17 protein-coding genes are annotated in these 15,835 nt (G+C 62.9%); 7 read left to right on the top strand and 10 right to left on the bottom strand.

Translation table 11 applies throughout. The annotated features are described in order from the left end of the window. Positions 1–138 precede the first annotated feature (138 nt). A complete protein-coding gene (locus tag ACSQ2W_RS02350; protein ID WP_436084797.1) occupies positions 139–924 on the top strand; it encodes a L,D-transpeptidase family protein in 786 nt (261 codons plus the stop codon). Positions 925–1,022: 98 nt separating this feature from the next. Here the strand turns inward: ACSQ2W_RS02350 and ACSQ2W_RS02345 are convergent, their stop codons facing one another. Then, entirely contained in the window at positions 1,023–1,502 is a 480-nt protein-coding gene (locus ACSQ2W_RS02345; RefSeq protein WP_436084796.1) for a MarR family winged helix-turn-helix transcriptional regulator, read from the bottom strand. Positions 1,503–1,638: 136 nt separating this feature from the next. On the opposite strand from ACSQ2W_RS02345, the gene ACSQ2W_RS02340 reads away from it, so the two are divergent. Beyond that, positions 1,639–2,061, top strand: a complete 423-nt coding sequence (locus ACSQ2W_RS02340) for an organic hydroperoxide resistance protein (RefSeq protein ID WP_436084795.1) — start codon at positions 1,639–1,641, stop codon at positions 2,059–2,061. 141 nt (positions 2,062–2,202) lie between these two features. Here ACSQ2W_RS02340 and ACSQ2W_RS02335 read toward each other — a convergent pair whose 3' ends face one another. Next, positions 2,203–3,750 carry a helicase HerA-like C-terminal domain-containing protein gene (locus tag ACSQ2W_RS02335; protein WP_436084794.1) on the bottom strand — a complete coding sequence of 516 codons (1,548 nt, stop codon included), beginning with the start codon at positions 3,748–3,750 and terminating at the stop codon, positions 2,203–2,205. 289 nt (positions 3,751–4,039) lie between these two features. On the opposite strand from ACSQ2W_RS02335, the gene ACSQ2W_RS02330 reads away from it, so the two are divergent. After that, positions 4,040–4,438: a hypothetical protein gene (locus ACSQ2W_RS02330; protein WP_436084793.1), complete on the top strand. Its 399-nt coding sequence runs from the start codon at positions 4,040–4,042 to the stop codon at positions 4,436–4,438. 80 nt (positions 4,439–4,518) lie between these two features. Here ACSQ2W_RS02330 and ACSQ2W_RS02325 read toward each other — a convergent pair whose 3' ends face one another. Beyond that, complete coding sequence (locus tag ACSQ2W_RS02325; RefSeq protein ID WP_436084792.1) at positions 4,519–5,379, bottom strand: LysR family transcriptional regulator; 861 nt, start codon at positions 5,377–5,379, stop codon at positions 4,519–4,521. 86 nt (positions 5,380–5,465) lie between these two features. Between ACSQ2W_RS02325 and ACSQ2W_RS02320 the strand changes: the two genes are divergently transcribed. Continuing rightward, positions 5,466–6,068, top strand: a complete 603-nt coding sequence (locus ACSQ2W_RS02320) for a cysteine hydrolase family protein (protein ID WP_436084791.1) — start codon at positions 5,466–5,468, stop codon at positions 6,066–6,068. 53 nt (positions 6,069–6,121) lie between these two features. Here the strand turns inward: ACSQ2W_RS02320 and ACSQ2W_RS02315 are convergent, their stop codons facing one another. Together ACSQ2W_RS02315 and ACSQ2W_RS02310 are read right to left on the bottom strand one after the other, a co-directional pair. Beyond that, positions 6,122–6,958 (bottom strand): aldo/keto reductase, encoded by an 837-nt coding sequence (locus ACSQ2W_RS02315; protein ID WP_436084790.1) that lies wholly within the window; start codon positions 6,956–6,958, stop codon positions 6,122–6,124. A 102-nt stretch (positions 6,959–7,060) separates the two neighbouring features. Continuing rightward, positions 7,061–8,257, bottom strand: coding sequence for an MFS transporter (locus ACSQ2W_RS02310; protein ID WP_436084789.1), 1,197 nt, complete (start codon positions 8,255–8,257; stop codon positions 7,061–7,063). 167 nt (positions 8,258–8,424) lie between these two features. On the opposite strand from ACSQ2W_RS02310, the gene ACSQ2W_RS02305 reads away from it, so the two are divergent. Further along, a complete protein-coding gene (locus ACSQ2W_RS02305; RefSeq protein WP_436087654.1) occupies positions 8,425–9,318 on the top strand; it encodes a LysR family transcriptional regulator in 894 nt (297 codons plus the stop codon). 41 nt (positions 9,319–9,359) lie between these two features. Here ACSQ2W_RS02305 and ACSQ2W_RS02300 read toward each other — a convergent pair whose 3' ends face one another. After that, positions 9,360–9,851, bottom strand: coding sequence for a histidine kinase (locus ACSQ2W_RS02300; protein ID WP_436084788.1), 492 nt, complete (start codon positions 9,849–9,851; stop codon positions 9,360–9,362). A 242-nt stretch (positions 9,852–10,093) separates the two neighbouring features. On the opposite strand from ACSQ2W_RS02300, the gene ACSQ2W_RS02295 reads away from it, so the two are divergent. Further along, the gene (locus tag ACSQ2W_RS02295; protein ID WP_436087653.1) at positions 10,094–10,819 is read left to right on the top strand and encodes a gamma-glutamylcyclotransferase; all 726 of its coding nucleotides are present in this window, start codon (positions 10,094–10,096) and stop codon (positions 10,817–10,819) included. A 13-nt stretch (positions 10,820–10,832) separates the two neighbouring features. Here ACSQ2W_RS02295 and ACSQ2W_RS02290 read toward each other — a convergent pair whose 3' ends face one another. The 4 genes from ACSQ2W_RS02290 to ACSQ2W_RS02275 form a co-directional block, all read right to left on the bottom strand. Further along, positions 10,833–12,794: an elongation factor G gene (locus ACSQ2W_RS02290; RefSeq protein WP_436084787.1), complete on the bottom strand. Its 1,962-nt coding sequence runs from the start codon at positions 12,792–12,794 to the stop codon at positions 10,833–10,835. A 108-nt stretch (positions 12,795–12,902) separates the two neighbouring features. Continuing rightward, the gene (gene tam / locus ACSQ2W_RS02285; protein ID WP_436084786.1) at positions 12,903–13,670 is read right to left on the bottom strand and encodes a trans-aconitate 2-methyltransferase; all 768 of its coding nucleotides are present in this window, start codon (positions 13,668–13,670) and stop codon (positions 12,903–12,905) included. A gap of 98 nt (positions 13,671–13,768) precedes the next feature. Next, positions 13,769–14,419, bottom strand: coding sequence for a haloacid dehalogenase type II (locus ACSQ2W_RS02280; RefSeq protein ID WP_436084785.1), 651 nt, complete (start codon positions 14,417–14,419; stop codon positions 13,769–13,771). Positions 14,420–14,598: 179 nt separating this feature from the next. Next, positions 14,599–15,174, bottom strand: coding sequence for a phosphatase (locus ACSQ2W_RS02275; protein WP_436084784.1), 576 nt, complete (start codon positions 15,172–15,174; stop codon positions 14,599–14,601). Between the two features lie 261 nt (positions 15,175–15,435). Here ACSQ2W_RS02275 and ACSQ2W_RS02270 point away from each other — a divergent pair, with 261 nt between their 5' ends. Beyond that, positions 15,436–15,804, top strand: a complete 369-nt coding sequence (locus ACSQ2W_RS02270) for a VanZ family protein (RefSeq protein WP_436084783.1) — start codon at positions 15,436–15,438, stop codon at positions 15,802–15,804. Positions 15,805–15,835 lie beyond the last annotated feature (31 nt).

The raw sequence follows: 15,835 nt of genomic DNA, 5'->3' as shown, positions 1-15,835 counted from the left end.
ATCGGCGCAAGCCCCGATCCAGCCGCAATTGCCATACTTGTGACGGGGACCGGTGGATAACTGCCGGAGCAATGTTTTTTGCGTGGCGTCTTCGGCTGCGTGTTCGCCAATCCGCGTCAACGATATATATAGAGTTCAATGACACTGTCCAAATCTCTCTCCCGCCGGCAGTTCCTCAACATCTCCGGGCTTGCCGTGGCCTCGGCCGGGCTTGCCGGATGCACCTCCTCGATGAACACCGACCGGTTCCGTGCCGAAACAGCGCCCTATTTTCGCAATCCGGCGCTGGAAGGCCGTTTCAGCGACCCGCGCTATGGAGCGGAACTGGAGGGGCCGGTCTATGGCGGGGACCCGAGCGGCCTGCCGCTGCAATCGGCCTACTATGCCGAAATGTACGGGCCAAAGGTCGATGACGGTTTCGATATACCGGCGGTGCCCTATCAGCAGATCGATGCGCGCTTCTATCGCCAGGAGGTGCCCAATACCTTCGGCGAACAGCCGGGCACGATCATCGTCGATACCGGCGAACGCTTCCTCTATCTCATCCTGTCCAATGGTTCGGCCATGCGCTACGGCGTCGGCATCGGCCGCGAGGGCTTTGCCTGGTCGGGCAGGGGCGTGATCCAGTGGAAGCAGAAATGGCCGCGCTGGAAGCCGCCGAACGAGATGGTCGCCCGCCAGCCGCAACTGGCGCAATATTCGATCGCCAATGGCGGCATGCCGCCGGGCATCGACAATCCGCTCGGCGCGCGGGCGATGTACATCTTCCAGAACGGCGAGGACACGCTTTATCGCCTGCACGGATCACCGGAATGGCAATCGATCGGCAAGGCGGTGTCATCGGGCTGCGTGCGCCTGATCAACCAGGACGTCATCGATCTCTACGATCGCGTCCGTAACGGCGCGCCGATCCTGGTGATTTGAAACCTTTTCGCGCCCGGACATGCGCGCCCGGCGCCGCTCGTGGCGCGCGGTAGATATTTGAAATTGCAACATAATTCCTCTGAACCATGTAGCCGACGCTAAACCCCGTTGTGCTCGTCGAGATGCCGATTGAGGTCGTGCAGCGCCGAGCGCAGGGCGGCGGCTTCCTTCATGCTGCATCCGGTTGCCTTGCCGATTTCCATCAGGATCCCGAAGGCATCGGTCTTCAGCGTCACGCCTTTTTCGGTCAGCGCGACGATCACCTGCCGCTCGTCGCCCTTGTCGCGCGTGCGGCTGACGAAGCCGGCCGCTTCCAGCCGCTTGAGCAGCGGCGACAGCGTGCCGGAATCCAGCCCCAGTTCCTCGCCAATGCCCTTGACCGTCATATTGTCGTGCTGCCAGAGCGCCAGAAGCACGAGATATTGCGGATAGGTGAGCCCGAAGCGGTCGAGCAGCGGCTTGTAGGTGCGGTTGAACGCGTGCGCCACCGAATAGACGGCAAAGCAAAGCTGCTGGCCGAGCGCCAGGGCCTCGGCTTCCTTGAGATCGTCCTTATGCGTGTCACTGTCGTCGATCATACCTCGCATCTTCGCAGTTTTGTCGCCGTTTTGCAATTTGCAAAATTATATTGCGTCCGATTAAATTATGCGCTATTTAAAATACCAGCAGCAAGTTGCTCCCGCAATCAACCGCCTGGAACCAAGGAGACAGACCATGCCCATTCTTTACACCACCAAGGCATCCGCAACCGGTGGCCGCGCCGGCCGCGCCGTCAGCGAAAACGGTGTCCTCGATGTGACGCTGACCGTTCCGAAGGAACTCGGCGGCGATGGCGCCACCGGCACCAACCCGGAACAGCTCTTCGCAGCCGGCTATTCCGCCTGCTTCCTCGGAGCGCTGAAGTTCGTCGCCGGCAAGGAAAAGGTGAAGGTCCCCGAAGACGCCACCGTGACCGCGACCGTCGGCATCGGCCCGCGCGAGGACGGCACCGGCTTCTATATCGACCCGTCGATTTCCGTGAACCTGCCGGGTGTCGATCGCGACGTCGCCGAAAAGCTGGTCGCAGCCGCCCACATCGTCTGCCCTTATAGCCACGCGCTGCGCACCGCGACGGAAATCCCGGCAACGCTTGCCTGAGCGAACCACCGTCTCGAACCGACAAGCCCGGTGGAGCGATCCGCCGGGCTTTTTCGTGTCGGGGTTCCTGACGAATAAGCCAAACAAAAACGGCGGCCTATCCGGGGCCGCCGTTTTCATCTCCCAGAACCCGATGGCCCGCTACCGCTTCAAGCTCCCGAGGATCCCGCGCACCAGTGCGCGTCCGAGCGAGGACGCGACGGTGCGGGCGACGGATTTCATCGCGGCTTCGGCGACCGTTTCGCGCTGGTAGCCGGAGCGGGCTCTCGGCTTTGCCTGCGTCGAAGCCGGTTCGTCGTCGCCGAAGCCGGGCAGGGTCCAGCGGCCGCCGCCGGAGGTCGGCGCTTCCTCGGCTTCGCGTGCGGCTTCCGCCTGTTCCGTTGCCTTGGCGGCGCGCTTGGCGAGAAGCTCGTAGGCGGATTCCCGGTCGAAATCCTCATCGTAGAGGCCGGCCACCGGGCTGATCTTCATGACATTGGCGCGCTCGGCTTCGGTCAGCGGCCCGACGCGGCTCGACGGTGGGCGGATCAACGTGCGCTCGACCATCGACGGCGAGCCCTTGCCCTCGAGCGTCGAGACCAGCGCCTCGCCGGTGCCGAGATTGGTGATAACCGTTGCGCAGTCGAAATCCGGATTGGGGCGGAAGGTATCGGCCGCCGCCTTCACCGCCTTCTGCTCGCGCGGCGTATAGGCGCGCAGCGCATGCTGGACGCGGTTGCCGAGCTGCGCCAGCACCGTGTCCGGCACGTCGAGCGGGTTCTGCGTGACGAAATAGACGCCGACGCCCTTGGAGCGGATCAGGCGCACAACCTGCTCGATGCGCTCGAGCAGCACTTTTGGCGCGTCATTGAAAAGCAGATGAGCTTCATCGAAGAAGAAGACCAGCTTCGGCTTGTCTGGATCGCCGACTTCAGGCAGTTCCTCGAACAGTTCCGACATCAGCCACAGCAGGAAGGTGCCGTAGAGGCGCGGGTTCATCATCAGCTTGTCGGCGGAAAGCACCGAGATTGCGCCGCGGCCGTCGCGGGTCGTGCGCATGATGTCGGAAACCTTGAGCGCCGGCTCGCCGAAGAAGTGCTCGGCGCCCTGCTGTTCGAGGATCAGCAATTCGCGCTGGATCGAGCCGGTCGAGGATTTCGAGATGAAGCCGTATTTGTTGGAAAGCTCGGACGCGTTCTCGCCCATGTAGTTGAGGAGCGCCTGAAAATCCTTGAGGTCGAGCAGCGGCAGGCCGCCTTCGTCGGCGATCTTGAAGGCGATGTTGATGACGCCTTCCTGCGCATCGCTGGCGTTCATCAGGCGGGAGAGCAGCAGCGGCCCCATCTCCGAGACGGTGGCGCGCACGCGGTGGCCCTTTTCGCCGTAGAGATCCCAGAAGATCACCGGGAATTCCTGGAAACTGAAATCGCTAAAGCCGATCTGCTCGACCCGCTTCCGCACCCAGTCCTTTTCCTCGCCGATCGCGCCAATGCCGGAAAGGTCGCCCTTCACGTCGGCGCAAAAGACCGGCACGCCGGCATTGGAGAAGCTTTCCGCCAGGATCTGCAGCGTCACGGTCTTGCCGGTGCCGGTCGCCCCGGTGATGAGGCCATGGCGGTTGCCGAACTTGAAATCCAGGTATTCGGGCTTGTTGAGCGTGTCGTCCGGCTTCCGGCTCGTGCCGATGTAGAGCTTCCCGTCCTCAAGCATGGGCTTGTCTCCGTTTTGGCAATGAAAACCGCCGGTCCGCCGGAACGGTGCCGAGCGTTCATCACATTGTTTTCCCAAGGCTGTTATAGGAGCAGTGCTCACAACCGGCAACAGGAGGATTGGTGCCGCATGGCGCTGTTGCGTGCCCTATGGCCGCATTGTAATAGCCCCCAATGCATGAAACGATGTTCCGGCTCGTGCTGTCGACTGGCGATCCGAACGGCGCTTGAGTTTCCATTCGAGATAATTTACCTTGACGTAAACGTCAAATGAACGAGGAGAATCACCCATGAACGAACTGGTCACCCGCGTTGCGGAAAACGTCGGCATCGACCCGGCAACGGCGGAAAAGGCCATCGGCATGATGCTCGGCTTCCTGCAGCGCGAAGCAGCCGACGGCCCGGTCGCCCAGATGATCGAAGCCATTCCCGGCGCTTCCGAAATGGTCGCCAAGTTCAATGGCGAAGGCTCTGGCAATGGCGGCGGCCTGCTGGGTGGACTGCTCAGCGCCGTCGGTGCCGGCGGTGGCGTCATGGCGCTCGGCCAGCAGTTGATGTCGCAAGGTCTCGGCATGGGCGAGATCACCGCACTCGCCAAGGAAACCATCGGCTATGCCAAGGAAAAGGCCGGCGACGACGTCGTTGACGAAGTGGTCGCTTCGGTACCGGGCCTCAGCCAGTTCGTCTGATATCAGAATTGAAACCGTTCACGGCCGCGTCGCCGAGGCGAAGGCGGCCGTGAACACCACCGGTGCCAGACCGGCGCTGATCAGTTCTGCCAGGCCTTGACGGTCTCGGCGATCCATTCGGCCGTCAGCGCCACCGCCGGCACCTTGGCGCGCTCCGGATGCGTCAGCAGGAATAGCGGGCGCTCTGCGGTGGCGTTCGGCTCCACGACAAGATCGAATCGCGCGTCCTGGCATGCAAAACTCTCCGGCAGCATGAGATCGGCACCCAAAGCCAGCGAAGCGGCAATCAGCACGTCGAGGCGGGTTGATGTCAACGCCGTGCGGGCATGCGGCCGCAATCGGTCCAGCGCCTGCATCTCCGGAACATGCGCCAGGCGCTCGCCATAGCGCACCACAGCCTGCCCAGCCGTTTGTTCGTCGACGCCAGATGGGCGGCAGAGATGGAAACGCAGGGTTCCGAGGCTGCGGATCTTCGTGTCCTGCTCTGCCGTCCTGCCAAAACGTAGCGCGATGTCGGCCTCGCGCCGCTCGAAGCTCAGGGCTTGATCGTCAGCGACAAAATCAAGGCTGATGCCGGGATTCCGCCTGACGAAAATATCGAGCGCCGGAGCGAGAAAGGCTGAAAGGACGAAGCCGACGCTGGTGACGCGGACATGATCCTTCAGTTCCGCAGTCGCCCGCATCAGCGAGGAGATCGACAGCGAAGCCTCCTGAGAGATCGTCCGCAGCCGGTCGATGATGCCGGAAAGCGGCGGGGTGGCAACGAGCTTGCCGTCGATGCGGTCGAAAAGCGCGCTGCCGATGCGGCGCTCAAGTGCTGCGAGCCGGCGTGACACTGTCGTCTGGTCGACGCCGAGAGCAGCGGCAGCACCGGATAAGGTGCGATGCCGCAAAATGTGATCGAGAAGTTCCAGATCGGCCCAGTATGAACCTGCATTCATGCAGCTTTGTCCTTGAAAATTTCGGGTAACCCTGTGTCCTTGCAGATTGGTAGTCTTGGCCATTCCAATCTGCAAGGGAGTTTTTCATGACCGACACGACGATGCCCGCCACCACAATCCTCTCGCTCGCCGGTGTGGTTTTGATGCCACCTGTCCTTTCGGACGCGACCCTGATCCTGATCGATTACCAGAATGAATATCTCTCCGGGCCGCTGGCGCTGGTTGGGGCGGGGGCTGCGGTGGAGCGGGCGGCGATCCTTTTGCAGGCCGCACGCGCGGCGGGGTCGCGGATCATCCATGTGGCCCATCGGGGCGAGGCGGACGGTCTCTTCGACCGGGACGCGTTCAGGGGTGCGTTTATCCCGGCTGTCGCGCCTGTGGAAGGCGAGGCGGTCGTTGAAAAGACCCGGGCCAATGCCTTTGCCGAAACCCGGCTTGAAGCGCTCATCGGACCGGCCGGCCGGAAGATCGTCGTCGCGGGCTTCATGACCCACAATTGCGTCTCGTCCACCGTCCGGGCCGCGCGTGATCGCGACTATTCGATCACGGTCGCGGGCGACGCCTGCGCCACGCGCGACCTGCCGCTGCCGTCGGGCGTCGTACAAGCGGCTAACCTGCATCGGGCGACGCTGGCAGCCCTGGCCGATACGCACGGCTTGATTGCCGATGTCGCCGATCTGGTCCGATAGAGTCTGGGAAAACGGCCGCCGGATCATACCCGGCGGCCGCAACATTTTGCCGTTCAGGCGGCCTGGTCCCAGACGGGGGCGAGACCCTGCGGATTGGCGATGCGGCCGTCCGGCTTGGCGAGCAGGTGGATCGCCTTCATCTCGTCGGCTGACAGCACGAAATCGAAGATGTCGAAGTTTTCGGCAAGCCGCGATTGCGTCGCGGTCTTCGTCAGGGCGACAACGCCGTACTGCTGGATCAGCCAGCGCAACACGACCTGCGCGGCGGTCTTGCCGTGGTGGCTGCCAATATCGTTGAGCACCGGATCTCTCGGCACCCGACCATCGGCCATCGCATAATAGGCCGTGATCGACATGCCGAGCCGTTCGGCGTCCTCAAGCACCTTCAACTGATCGAGATAGGGATGATATTCGACCTGGTTGGTGACCAGCGGCGCTACGCTCAGCCGTGCGGCCTCGTCCATCTGGCGGGTGTTGAAGTTGCTGAGGCCGATATGGCGAACCTTGCCGTCCTGCTGGACGGCGTTGAGGCGCTCGATCTGCTCGGAGAGTGGCACGGGGCTTCCGGGCCAATGCAGGAGGAGGAGATCGATATAGTCGGTCTTCAGCTTCTGCAGGCTTTCGTCGACCGAAGCGGAAAAGGCGCCTTGCCTGTAGTTGTCGACCCAGACCTTGGTGGTGAGGAAGATATCGGAACGGGGGATGTCCGATTGCCGGATGGCGGTGCCGACTTCCGCTTCGTTGCCGTAGACCTGCGCGGTATCGATATGGCGGAAGCCGATTTTCAGGGCTTCCGGTACGATGCGCAGCACGTCGGGGCCAGACATGCGGAAGGTGCCGAAACCGAGGGCGGGAATGGTGGCGCCGTTGGCGTTGACGATCGGTTGCATGAAGCTCTCCTTTTCGAGGCAGCCCGGCGAGCGCTGCCGGGCGTTTGAAAGAGTCAAATCTATAGATGTGGCAGGCTGGGGCCGGGTCAAGCCGCCTTTGGATCAAGCGGCCCTTGGATCAAGCGGCTCGAGCGATGGCGCCGGTCGGCGGTCCAGCGCACTGCTGACCATCGTCAGAACCAGAGCACCGGCAACCACAACCGCGCCGACCCATGGCGTCGCCTGCAGGCCGAGCGGCGAGGCGACCACCAGGCCGCCGATCCAGGCGCCGGCAGCAATGCCAAGGTTGAAGGCGGCGATGTTGAGTGCCGAGGCGACGTCGACGGCGCCGGGGCGGTGCTGCTTGGCAAGCTGCACGACATAGAGCTGCAGGCCGGGCACGTTGGCAAAGGACAGGAAGCCGAGGACGGCAAGCGTGATCAGGGCAGGGATCGCCGAGACCGAGGTGAAGGTGAAGATCACCAGCACGGCGGCCTGCGCCGCAAACAGCCCGGTCAGCGCCTTCACCGGACTGCGGTCGGCAATACGGCCGCCGATGATGTTGCCGGCAGCGATCGCCAGGCCGTAGAGCACGAGCACCAGGCTGACCGAAGAGGCGGCAAAGCCGGTGACGTCCTCAAGCATCGACGCAAGGAAGGTGAAGGTGACGAAGGTGCCGCCATAGCCGAGCGCCGTCATGCCGAAGACGAGAAGCAGGCGGCCCGAGCCGAGCACGCGAACCTGGTCGAGAATGCTGGCCGGGGCGGCCTTGGACAGCGTGGACGGGAGAAGCACGGCAATCGCGGTGAGCGCGATGGCACCGAGGCCGGAAACCGCCCAGAAGGTGGCACGCCAGCCGAAGGTCTGGCCGATGAAGGTGCCGAGCGGAACGCCGGTGACGATGGCGACCGTGAGCCCCATGAACATCAGCGCGATGGCCGAGGCACGGCGGTTTGCCGGCATGAGATCGGCGGCGATGGTCGCGCCGACGGAGAAGAACACGCCGTGCGCGAAGGCGGTGAGGATGCGGGCGACCAGCAGCATCTCGTAGGAGGGACTCAAGCCCGCCAGCGCGTTGCCGGCGATGAACAGCATCATCAGGCTAAGAAGCAGCGGCTTGCGCTCGATCCGGCCGGTCAACGCGGTGAGGATCGGCGCACCGAAGGTGACGCCGAGCGCATAGATCGACACGATCAGCCCGGCGAGCGGCAGCGTGATGCCGAGATCGACAGCAACCGTCGGTAACAGGCCGACAATGACGAATTCGGTGGTTCCGATCGCATAGGCGGCGATCGTCAGTGCATAGAGGGCAAGAGGCATGGGAACACCTTTGGTCGCCCGTGGGAGGCCGGGCGGGTTGGTGGCGGCACACAGGATCTCCGGGCCGTCGCTGGGTTTCGTTGGGCGGACTATGGGCCAAAGGCACTTGCGCGATAATTGTGTTGAATGGATAAATGCCTGTGAAACCAATTCACAAGGGAGCGGTGATGGACAACCGGGCAGGGGAGATGGAGGTTTTCGTCACGGCGGCGCAGCTGCAGAGCTTTTCCGCAGCCGGGCGGCGGCTGAAGCTGTCGCCGTCAGCCGTCAGCAAGCTCGTCACCCGCATTGAAGACCGGCTCGGCACGCGCCTTCTGGTGCGCACGACCCGCTCGCTGCTCCTGACGCCGGAAGGTGAAATCTACCTCAACCGGGCGCAACGCATCCTGGCAGACATCGCCGAGACCGAGCGGCTTGTCGCCGAGGGCGGCCAGGCAACGCCGCGCGGCCTGCTGCGTGTCAACGCCTCCGTCGGCTTCGGCGAATGCTACATCCTGCCGCTTGCCGGCGAATTCCTGGCGCTTTATCCGGAGGTCCGGCTCGAACTGTCGCTATCGGACAGCCTCATTGATCTGATCGAGGAGCGAACCGACGTGGCGATCCGCGTCGGTCCGATGCGTGATTCATCCCTGAAGGCGAGGAAACTGCTCGACAGCCATCGCATCACCGTCGCCACGCCCGGCTATCTCGCGCGTCGCGGCGAGCCGAAGACGCCCGCTGATCTGGCCGGCCACAACTGCATCACCTTCGCCTTCGGCAGGACGCCCGGCGAATGGCCGTTCCGTGACCCCGGCGGCAGCTCTGTGTATCTGAGCCCGGCTGCGGGCAATGTGCAGGCGGCGAGCGGCTCGATTGCCCGGCATCTCTGCCTGCAGGGGCTCGGCATCGCCCGCATCGGCAAGTTCCACGTCGAGCGGGATCTCGAAAACGGCGCCCTGGTCGAGGTGCTGAAGGACTACAACCCGATCGAGCCGGAACAGTTCTACGCCGTCTTTGCAGGCCACGAGCATCTCGCGGCCCGCATCCGGGCGTTCATCGACTTTCTGGCCGAGCGGGTATGACGACAAAGTTGGACGCCCACCGCCCGCCGGAGGTTCAATCCCTATTCGGCAGCCTTCAGGGATGTGATGATCGCCTGGAGTTCGGCGCCATGCTGTTCCTGCATTCCCTTCGTGCCCCAATAGGTAATGACCAGAAGCTTGCCCGCCTTCGGCGACAGGAACGAAAGGCCGACGCTGACGTCGCCGTCATTGTCGCTACCGGACCAGTCGAGATTGGTCATGTCCATGCCGTTGAGCTTCTCGCTGCTTTCCTTCTGTGTCGACGCATCGATCTTGACGCCGTTCTTCTCAAGGAAGGCGACGGCGTCTTCCACCACCTTGTCGGTCGTTTCGCTGCCGGCGACGTCGATGGAAATATAGATGGCGTCATCGTCCGACGTGGCGTCAATACCCGTCTCGGTCTCCTTCGGCCCCCAGTTGTCGGGGATCGTGATCGATGCGACGGGCGCATCGCTCGGAAAATTCAGGGTTGCGGCGTGCGAAATTGCCGGCAGGAATGCGGCGATGACGGCCGCGGCAAAGGTCTTTTTCATCGGGTGCCTCCTTAGGGTTCAGCGTTTGATGCTGAAAATGTCCGTTGTCAGTTTGATTCGAAAAAAGCTCGCGGCTGAGCGCGGCTGCAGAGCATCGCGACGCCTCTTCCCCGTCCCCCGAGCCCGGATCAAGCAATCAGATGTGTCGCGGCCTTAGAAATACGATGGCTCTGGCAATTTGACGCGGTACGATCCTCCCGATGCTTCCTTGCCGATGCCAGAGTCCCGACGACATGCCCAAGCTGCGAGAAATGTCCCTGACGCCCGATCTGGTGGCGCTCTGTCACCGCGACATTGTCGATCCCGGTCCTGACGGACGCTGGACCGCCATCAGCGATGAAGGCTATGGGGAACTCGCCGAACGGCTCGAGCGGGAGAACCTGGGGCAGCCGCTTTGGGTATTCGCCTATGGCTCGCTGATCTGGAAGCCGGAGTTCGAGGCGATCGATAGGCAACGGGCGACCGCGTTCGGCTGGCACCGGTCCTTCTGTCTGCACATCAATCGCTGGCGCGGCTCGCGCGAGCAGCCGGGGCTGATGATGGCGCTGGAGCGCGGCGGGCGGTGCGACGGCGTCATCTATCGTTTGCCGGACGGTGATCGCGTCGGGCAGATCGAACGCATGCTGCGGCGAGAAGTCAGTTCATTCGAGAATATCGATGCTGTCCGGTGGCTGCCGGTAAAATCCGAGAGCGGCCCGTGCCGGGCACTGGGGTTCTGGGTCGGGGCGACGGGCGAGCGCATCCTCTCCCGCCGGCCGCTGGATGAGGTCGCAGGCATTCTGGCGCGGGCCTGCGGTCATTTCGGATCCTGCGCGGAATATCTCTACAACACCGTCTCTCATCTCGAGGATTTCGGCATTCGCGACCGCAATCTCTGGCGCCTGCAACAGCTTGTGGCCGACGAGATCAGGTCGATCCACGGATCGGCCGCTCACAGGGCCGATGGACCTTGCGGATGTGCGCGGTAGTTCCGCATCCGCCTCAGTGCTCGGCGCGTTGCGTCCCATGCGCTCTGACGATGGCGTCCGCTTCCTTGCCGTAGAGTTCCTCGAAATGATCGAAGGTCTTGGAAAAATAACCGATCCCTTGCGTCGCCGAGCGTAGCGCCCGGGCCAGTTCGTCGAGCGCGCCGCCGGGAACGAGAGCCCGGAAGATGTCCCATCCCTTGGCGGTTTCATCCCGGTCGAAACCGAGCACCTGCCCCTTGAGGGCGGAGACGATCTGCACGAGGCTGCCCGAATAGACCGACGGAATGTGAATTTCGCTGCGGAAGACCGGCTGCATCAAGACGGCCGATCCTTCGGACAACGCCTGCCGCACGCCCATTTTCGCCGCCGTCCGGAAAGCGTATTCCGAACTGTCGACGGTATGGTGCTGCCCGTCAGTCAGCGTCACGCCGACATCGATGACCTGGAAGCCGAGCGGGCCTTTGTCCATCGCCTCGCGCGCGCCCGCTTCGACGGCCGGGATGTAATTGCGCGGAACGACGCCACCCTTGACGGTTTCGCCGAAGGTGAACCCCTGGCCGCGCTCGTTGGGGTGGATGCTCAGTTTCACGTCCGCGAATTGCCCGGCGCCGCCGGTCTGCTTGCGATGGCGGTAGTGAACCTCCGATGGTTTCGATATCGTCTCGCGGTAAATCGGGCTGGGTGTCCGGTCGGTGACGGCGATGTGAAACACGTCGGACAGGGTCCGGCAGAGATCGCGCAGGTGCACCGGTCCCTGGGCGCAGACGAGCTGGGCACCGGTCCCTTCCTCCTGGCGGACTTTGAGGCCGCGGTCCGCCTCGGAAAGCTTTGCCAGTGTTTCGGAGAGCTTGTTCTCGTCCCGTTCGCTGCCCGGCACGAGGATTCTTTCCAGCATCGGCGTCGGTGGTTCCGTCCACTCCGGTGCCGCCATGGCCGCGTCGGAGGTCAGGAGCGACGGAACGGGCAGGTGATCGGACTTGACGGTTGCGAAAACCTCCCCCGGCGCTGGCAAGACCACCGAGTTGGACCGGCCGTTTGCAGGATCCTGCACGGCGCCCAGACTGGCGCCGCCCAGTGATACGCCTTGCCTCAAGCCCTCGCCAAGGGCGCGCACGAGCACCGTCTTGCCGACATTCTGGCGATGGTAGGCGTGGAAGCTCACGGCCGTCAGCTTGCCTTCGTCGACAGTGCCGGCGCTGGCAAGGCGCTTGCGAAGCATGTCGACAGGCGGCGCATCATGGCGCAATGCCTTCATCAACCGCATCATGCCGTTGCCATGGCTTGCGGCACCGATCAGCACCGGGATGATCCGGTTTTCCTTCAGAACCCGCGAGGAGATGGCGTAGAGAGCGTCACTTTGCGGCTCGCGGTCTTCGATCAGTTCCTCAAGAAGCCAGTCATCGAATTCGGACAGATGTTCCAGCAGTTCGGTACGCGCCTCGCTTTCGCGCTCGGCTGCACTTTCGGGGATCGCGATCAGCGCTGACGTCTGGCCTTCCCGGTAGCGCCATGCCCGTTCCGAAATCAGGTCGCAACTGCCAACGATCCTGTCATCTTCGCGGATCGGTATCTGGCGAAGGAGAAGTGCGTGGCTGGCATAGTCCTGGAGCGTGGCGATCACGTCCCTGAGCCGCCCCCTTGGCTCATCCATCCGGTTGACGAAGAGGATGCATGGCGTCCCCGAGGCTTCGATCACCCGCAGATAGGGCGCCGCGAGCACGGCCTCGTCGGGTGCCGGCGAGACACACAGGATGCAGGCGTCGCTGGCAAGAAGCGCATGCTGCGCATGCACCAGCGCTTCGTTTCCCCCGGGCGCATCGAGCGCACACCACGCTTCGTCTCCGAAACTGAATTCCGTCAGGTTCAATCCATAGGGGGAATTGGATTTTCTCGGCGCTCCCTCCAGCGAGCCGAGCTTCTCCACGATCGTCGATTTTCCGGTTTGCGAGGGTCCAAGTACAGTAAAGCAGCGCATGGGCGGTCCTCCACCTGCCATAAGCACAATTCTCGGCCCTCACAGGATGCCCTGATCCGGCCCGCCGCGCCAGAGGGACAATTTTTCTTATTGGTTAAAGCGCGACGCCTACCGCCTGACCGCGACGAGAAACAGCCTCGGGAATTTCAAAAGCACATGACCGTCCGCGAGCGGCGGATAGGCTTCCCGGATCCGTCGGAGATAGGCGGCAAGATAGGCCTCACGCACATCAGGCGGCAGAACGTCGAGATAGGGGCGAAGGCCGGTACCTTTCACCCATTCGACGATCGCTTCGGCATCGGCGAGGCGATGATAATAGATCGTATGCCAGACATCGATCTTGATCGACTTCGGCGCCAGCCGGTCGAGATAGACGGCGGGCGCGGCAAGGGCGTTGCGGCGGCCGCGGTTGACGTAGAATTCGCAAAAGCGGCGATCCCCGGCCAGTTCCCGCATCAGGGCATGCGCCGGTTCGTCGAGATTGTCGGGCATCTGCACGGCAAGCGTGCCGCCGGCGATCAGGTCATCCATCAGCCGGTCGAAGACATCGAGGTGGTCCGGCAGCCAGTGGAAGACGGCGTTGGCGAAGAAGAGCGCGGCGGGTTCGCGCGGTGCCCACCGCGCCAGATCGCCTTTTTCGAAGCGGGTATGGGTCATCCGCTTTCGCGCTGCCGCCAGCATGTTCTCGTCGCCGTCGATGCCGGTCAGCAGATAGGCTGGAAAGCGGTCCTGGACGAGCTCCGTCGAATTGCCAGGCCCGCAGCCGAGATCATAAAGAGCGCCCTCGGGCAGATTGGGTACGTGACCCAGAAGGTCGCGCGCCGGCCAGGTGCGTTCGTCCTCGAATTTCATATATTGTTCGGCGGACCAGGCCATCGGCTGTCTCCTTTGGCGCTATCGCATGTTGCCCAAGTCTGCGGCGGTTTTGGGGTAACTGACATGCGCAAGACAAAAATAAAATGCGTCTTGCGCCTTTAAAGGCTTTCCAGCGACGGCAGGATCAGCGCCGGACCGAAATCGGCATATTCGTCTGGCATGTCGCCGCGATTGATCCAGACGGTGCGGAAGCCGAATTTGGTGGCGCCCGCAACGTCCCAGCGGTTGGAAGACTGGAACGAGACGGCGTTCGGATAGAGCCGGTAGGTGGTCGTCACCATGTCGTAGACCGCGGGCGAGGTCTTGAAGGCTCGCACCGTCTCGACAGAGAAGATGTCGTCGATGATAAGGTCGAGGCCGGCCTTCTTGACCGCCGATTGCAGCATCTGCGGCGTGCCGTTCGACAGGATGGCGATGCGCGCGCCGCGATGCTTGAGGTCCTTCAGCACGGCCGGCACTTCCGGATAGCAGTCGAGGTGCCAGTAGGCGTCGAGCAGTGCGGCCCTAAGCTTGCGGTCAGCCGAGGGAAACCGGGCAAAAGCGTAGTCCAGCGACTGTTCTGTCAGCGTCCAGAAATCGGTGTGCGTGCCCATCAAGGTGCGGATCCAGGAATATTCGAGCTGCTTGGCGCGCCAGAGGTCGGAAAACGCCTGGCCGTCCGGCCCCATCGCGCCCGCATGTTTGCGCACCGCCGCATGGACGTCGAACAGCGTGCCATAGGCATCAAAGACATAGGCCGCATGAGACATCAAAACCTCCCGTTATTCCCTTCGCGCCGGTCCCTTTCAAGATGTGAAAGAGGCGGAAGCACCCTGATCGCCGCTTGCATACGGTTCTTTGCCGGGATCATGTCAAAAATTTGTGCATTGCACAATCATTCTGATGTCAATCATTCTGACGAAGTGGATCAACCTGATGACGAGGTGGATCAACTCTTTGCGGGCTTCCACACTTTGGCCGGAAACCGCAGCGCCTGCTTGGCCAGGCGCCCCTTGAGCCCGAGCACCGTGTCGCAGAGGCCGGTCACATGCCGGTTCGGCTTTGCTTCCGGCCTTAAGCCATGCAGCGCTGCCGCGGCTTCCTCGGGCTCCATGTAGCGGGCAAGAATGCCGAGCGTCAAAGCCGTCGAGCGGCCGATGCCGCGCAGGCAATGGATCAAGAGATGCGCATCCTCCGGCAGCCCGTCGATGAAGCCGAAGGTGCGCTCGACCGCGTCTGGCCGCGCCGCATCCGGCTCGTCCGGATCGGTGACATCGCCGAACAGAAGTTCCAGATGCCGCTCGGCAGGCAGGTCGATCATCGACAGAAGCTTGGTTCCCGGCGCCCGGATCGAGATCAGGTGGCTCGGCGCCCAGAGCGCGCGGTTGTGCCGCGCCTCGGTCTGCGACGCGACGATCAGCCTGATCGGCCAGCCATTCGGATGGGCCGGATTGGTGTCGAGCAAGGGTGCATAAAGCGCATCCGCCTGCCTCTCAGCCGCCCGCCCTTCAACTGCAAGTGCCATGGTCGCCTCGTTGATTCCGTTGCCGATATGAAAATAGCGGCGCGTGCGGGAACGGGAAAGCGAAAAAACCGGATCATCGCGCAAGGGTAGTGGGCCCCGGGCTCGCCATCCACCGAAGCGGATACGCGACGGCCAGCGACGGCGTCCCTGGTATGGCAAATTGCGCGTCGCAATAATTCTGTTGTGCATTGCAATATGCATGCTCTCCGCTATTGTGACAGGATGATGACAGGTAAGTTTTTCAAGTGGCTGGCATGGGCTGTGCTGGCGGCCCTGGTGTTTGTGACCGTCTCGCCCATTGGACTTCGCCCTCACACGATAGTGTCGGTCGGCTTGGATCGCTCGGTGGCGTTTTTCCTGGCAGGCGCTGTCTTTGCCATCGCCTATCCGAAAAGATGGATGTCGCTGGCGCTCTTTCTCGTCGCATCGTCGTTCGCAATTGAAATACTGCAGGAACTCTCCCCGACCCGGCATGCGCGTTTAGACGACGCCCTGGTCAAGGCCGTGGGGGCCGTGGCCGGCATCATCGCCGGCAAGATCGCTCTGACCGTTCGGCGCGGCATTCTTTCGCGCCGGCCCGCTGGCCAGATTCTGCCGCCAGTTGAGATGGCAAGCACGCCTTCAAAGTAGCGTTCGCCTGTCGAGCGCGTCTATCGGGGAC

Source organism: Pararhizobium sp. LjRoot255 (assembly GCF_964252905.1).
Taxonomy (GTDB): domain Bacteria; phylum Pseudomonadota; class Alphaproteobacteria; order Rhizobiales; family Rhizobiaceae; genus Pararhizobium.
This window is presented reverse-complemented; position numbering and strand designations above follow the sequence as displayed.

What these genes read in the sequence shown, in the direction of transcription:
- ACSQ2W_RS02305 (WP_436087654.1), top strand. Translation starts at nt 8,425, where the DNA reads ATGGACAACCGGGCAGGGGAGATGGAGGTTTTCGTCACGGCGGCGCAG.
- ACSQ2W_RS02350 (WP_436084797.1), top strand. Translation starts at nt 139, where the DNA reads ATGACACTGTCCAAATCTCTCTCCCGCCGGCAGTTCCTCAACATCTCC.
- tam (WP_436084786.1), bottom strand. Translation starts at nt 13,670, where the DNA reads ATGGCCTGGTCCGCCGAACAATATATGAAATTCGAGGACGAACGCACC.
- ACSQ2W_RS02320 (WP_436084791.1), top strand. Translation starts at nt 5,466, where the DNA reads ATGACCGACACGACGATGCCCGCCACCACAATCCTCTCGCTCGCCGGT.
- ACSQ2W_RS02280 (WP_436084785.1), bottom strand. Translation starts at nt 14,419, where the DNA reads ATGTCTCATGCGGCCTATGTCTTTGATGCCTATGGCACGCTGTTCGAC.
- ACSQ2W_RS02335 (WP_436084794.1), bottom strand. Translation starts at nt 3,750, where the DNA reads ATGCTTGAGGACGGGAAGCTCTACATCGGCACGAGCCGGAAGCCGGAC.
- ACSQ2W_RS02275 (WP_436084784.1), bottom strand. Translation starts at nt 15,174, where the DNA reads ATGGCACTTGCAGTTGAAGGGCGGGCGGCTGAGAGGCAGGCGGATGCG.
- ACSQ2W_RS02325 (WP_436084792.1), bottom strand. Translation starts at nt 5,379, where the DNA reads ATGAATGCAGGTTCATACTGGGCCGATCTGGAACTTCTCGATCACATT.
- ACSQ2W_RS02330 (WP_436084793.1), top strand. Translation starts at nt 4,040, where the DNA reads ATGAACGAACTGGTCACCCGCGTTGCGGAAAACGTCGGCATCGACCCG.
- ACSQ2W_RS02310 (WP_436084789.1), bottom strand. Translation starts at nt 8,257, where the DNA reads ATGCCTCTTGCCCTCTATGCACTGACGATCGCCGCCTATGCGATCGGA.
- ACSQ2W_RS02345 (WP_436084796.1), bottom strand. Translation starts at nt 1,502, where the DNA reads ATGATCGACGACAGTGACACGCATAAGGACGATCTCAAGGAAGCCGAG.
- ACSQ2W_RS02300 (WP_436084788.1), bottom strand. Translation starts at nt 9,851, where the DNA reads ATGAAAAAGACCTTTGCCGCGGCCGTCATCGCCGCATTCCTGCCGGCA.
- ACSQ2W_RS02290 (WP_436084787.1), bottom strand. Translation starts at nt 12,794, where the DNA reads ATGCGCTGCTTTACTGTACTTGGACCCTCGCAAACCGGAAAATCGACG.
- ACSQ2W_RS02315 (WP_436084790.1), bottom strand. Translation starts at nt 6,958, where the DNA reads ATGCAACCGATCGTCAACGCCAACGGCGCCACCATTCCCGCCCTCGGT.
- ACSQ2W_RS02340 (WP_436084795.1), top strand. Translation starts at nt 1,639, where the DNA reads ATGCCCATTCTTTACACCACCAAGGCATCCGCAACCGGTGGCCGCGCC.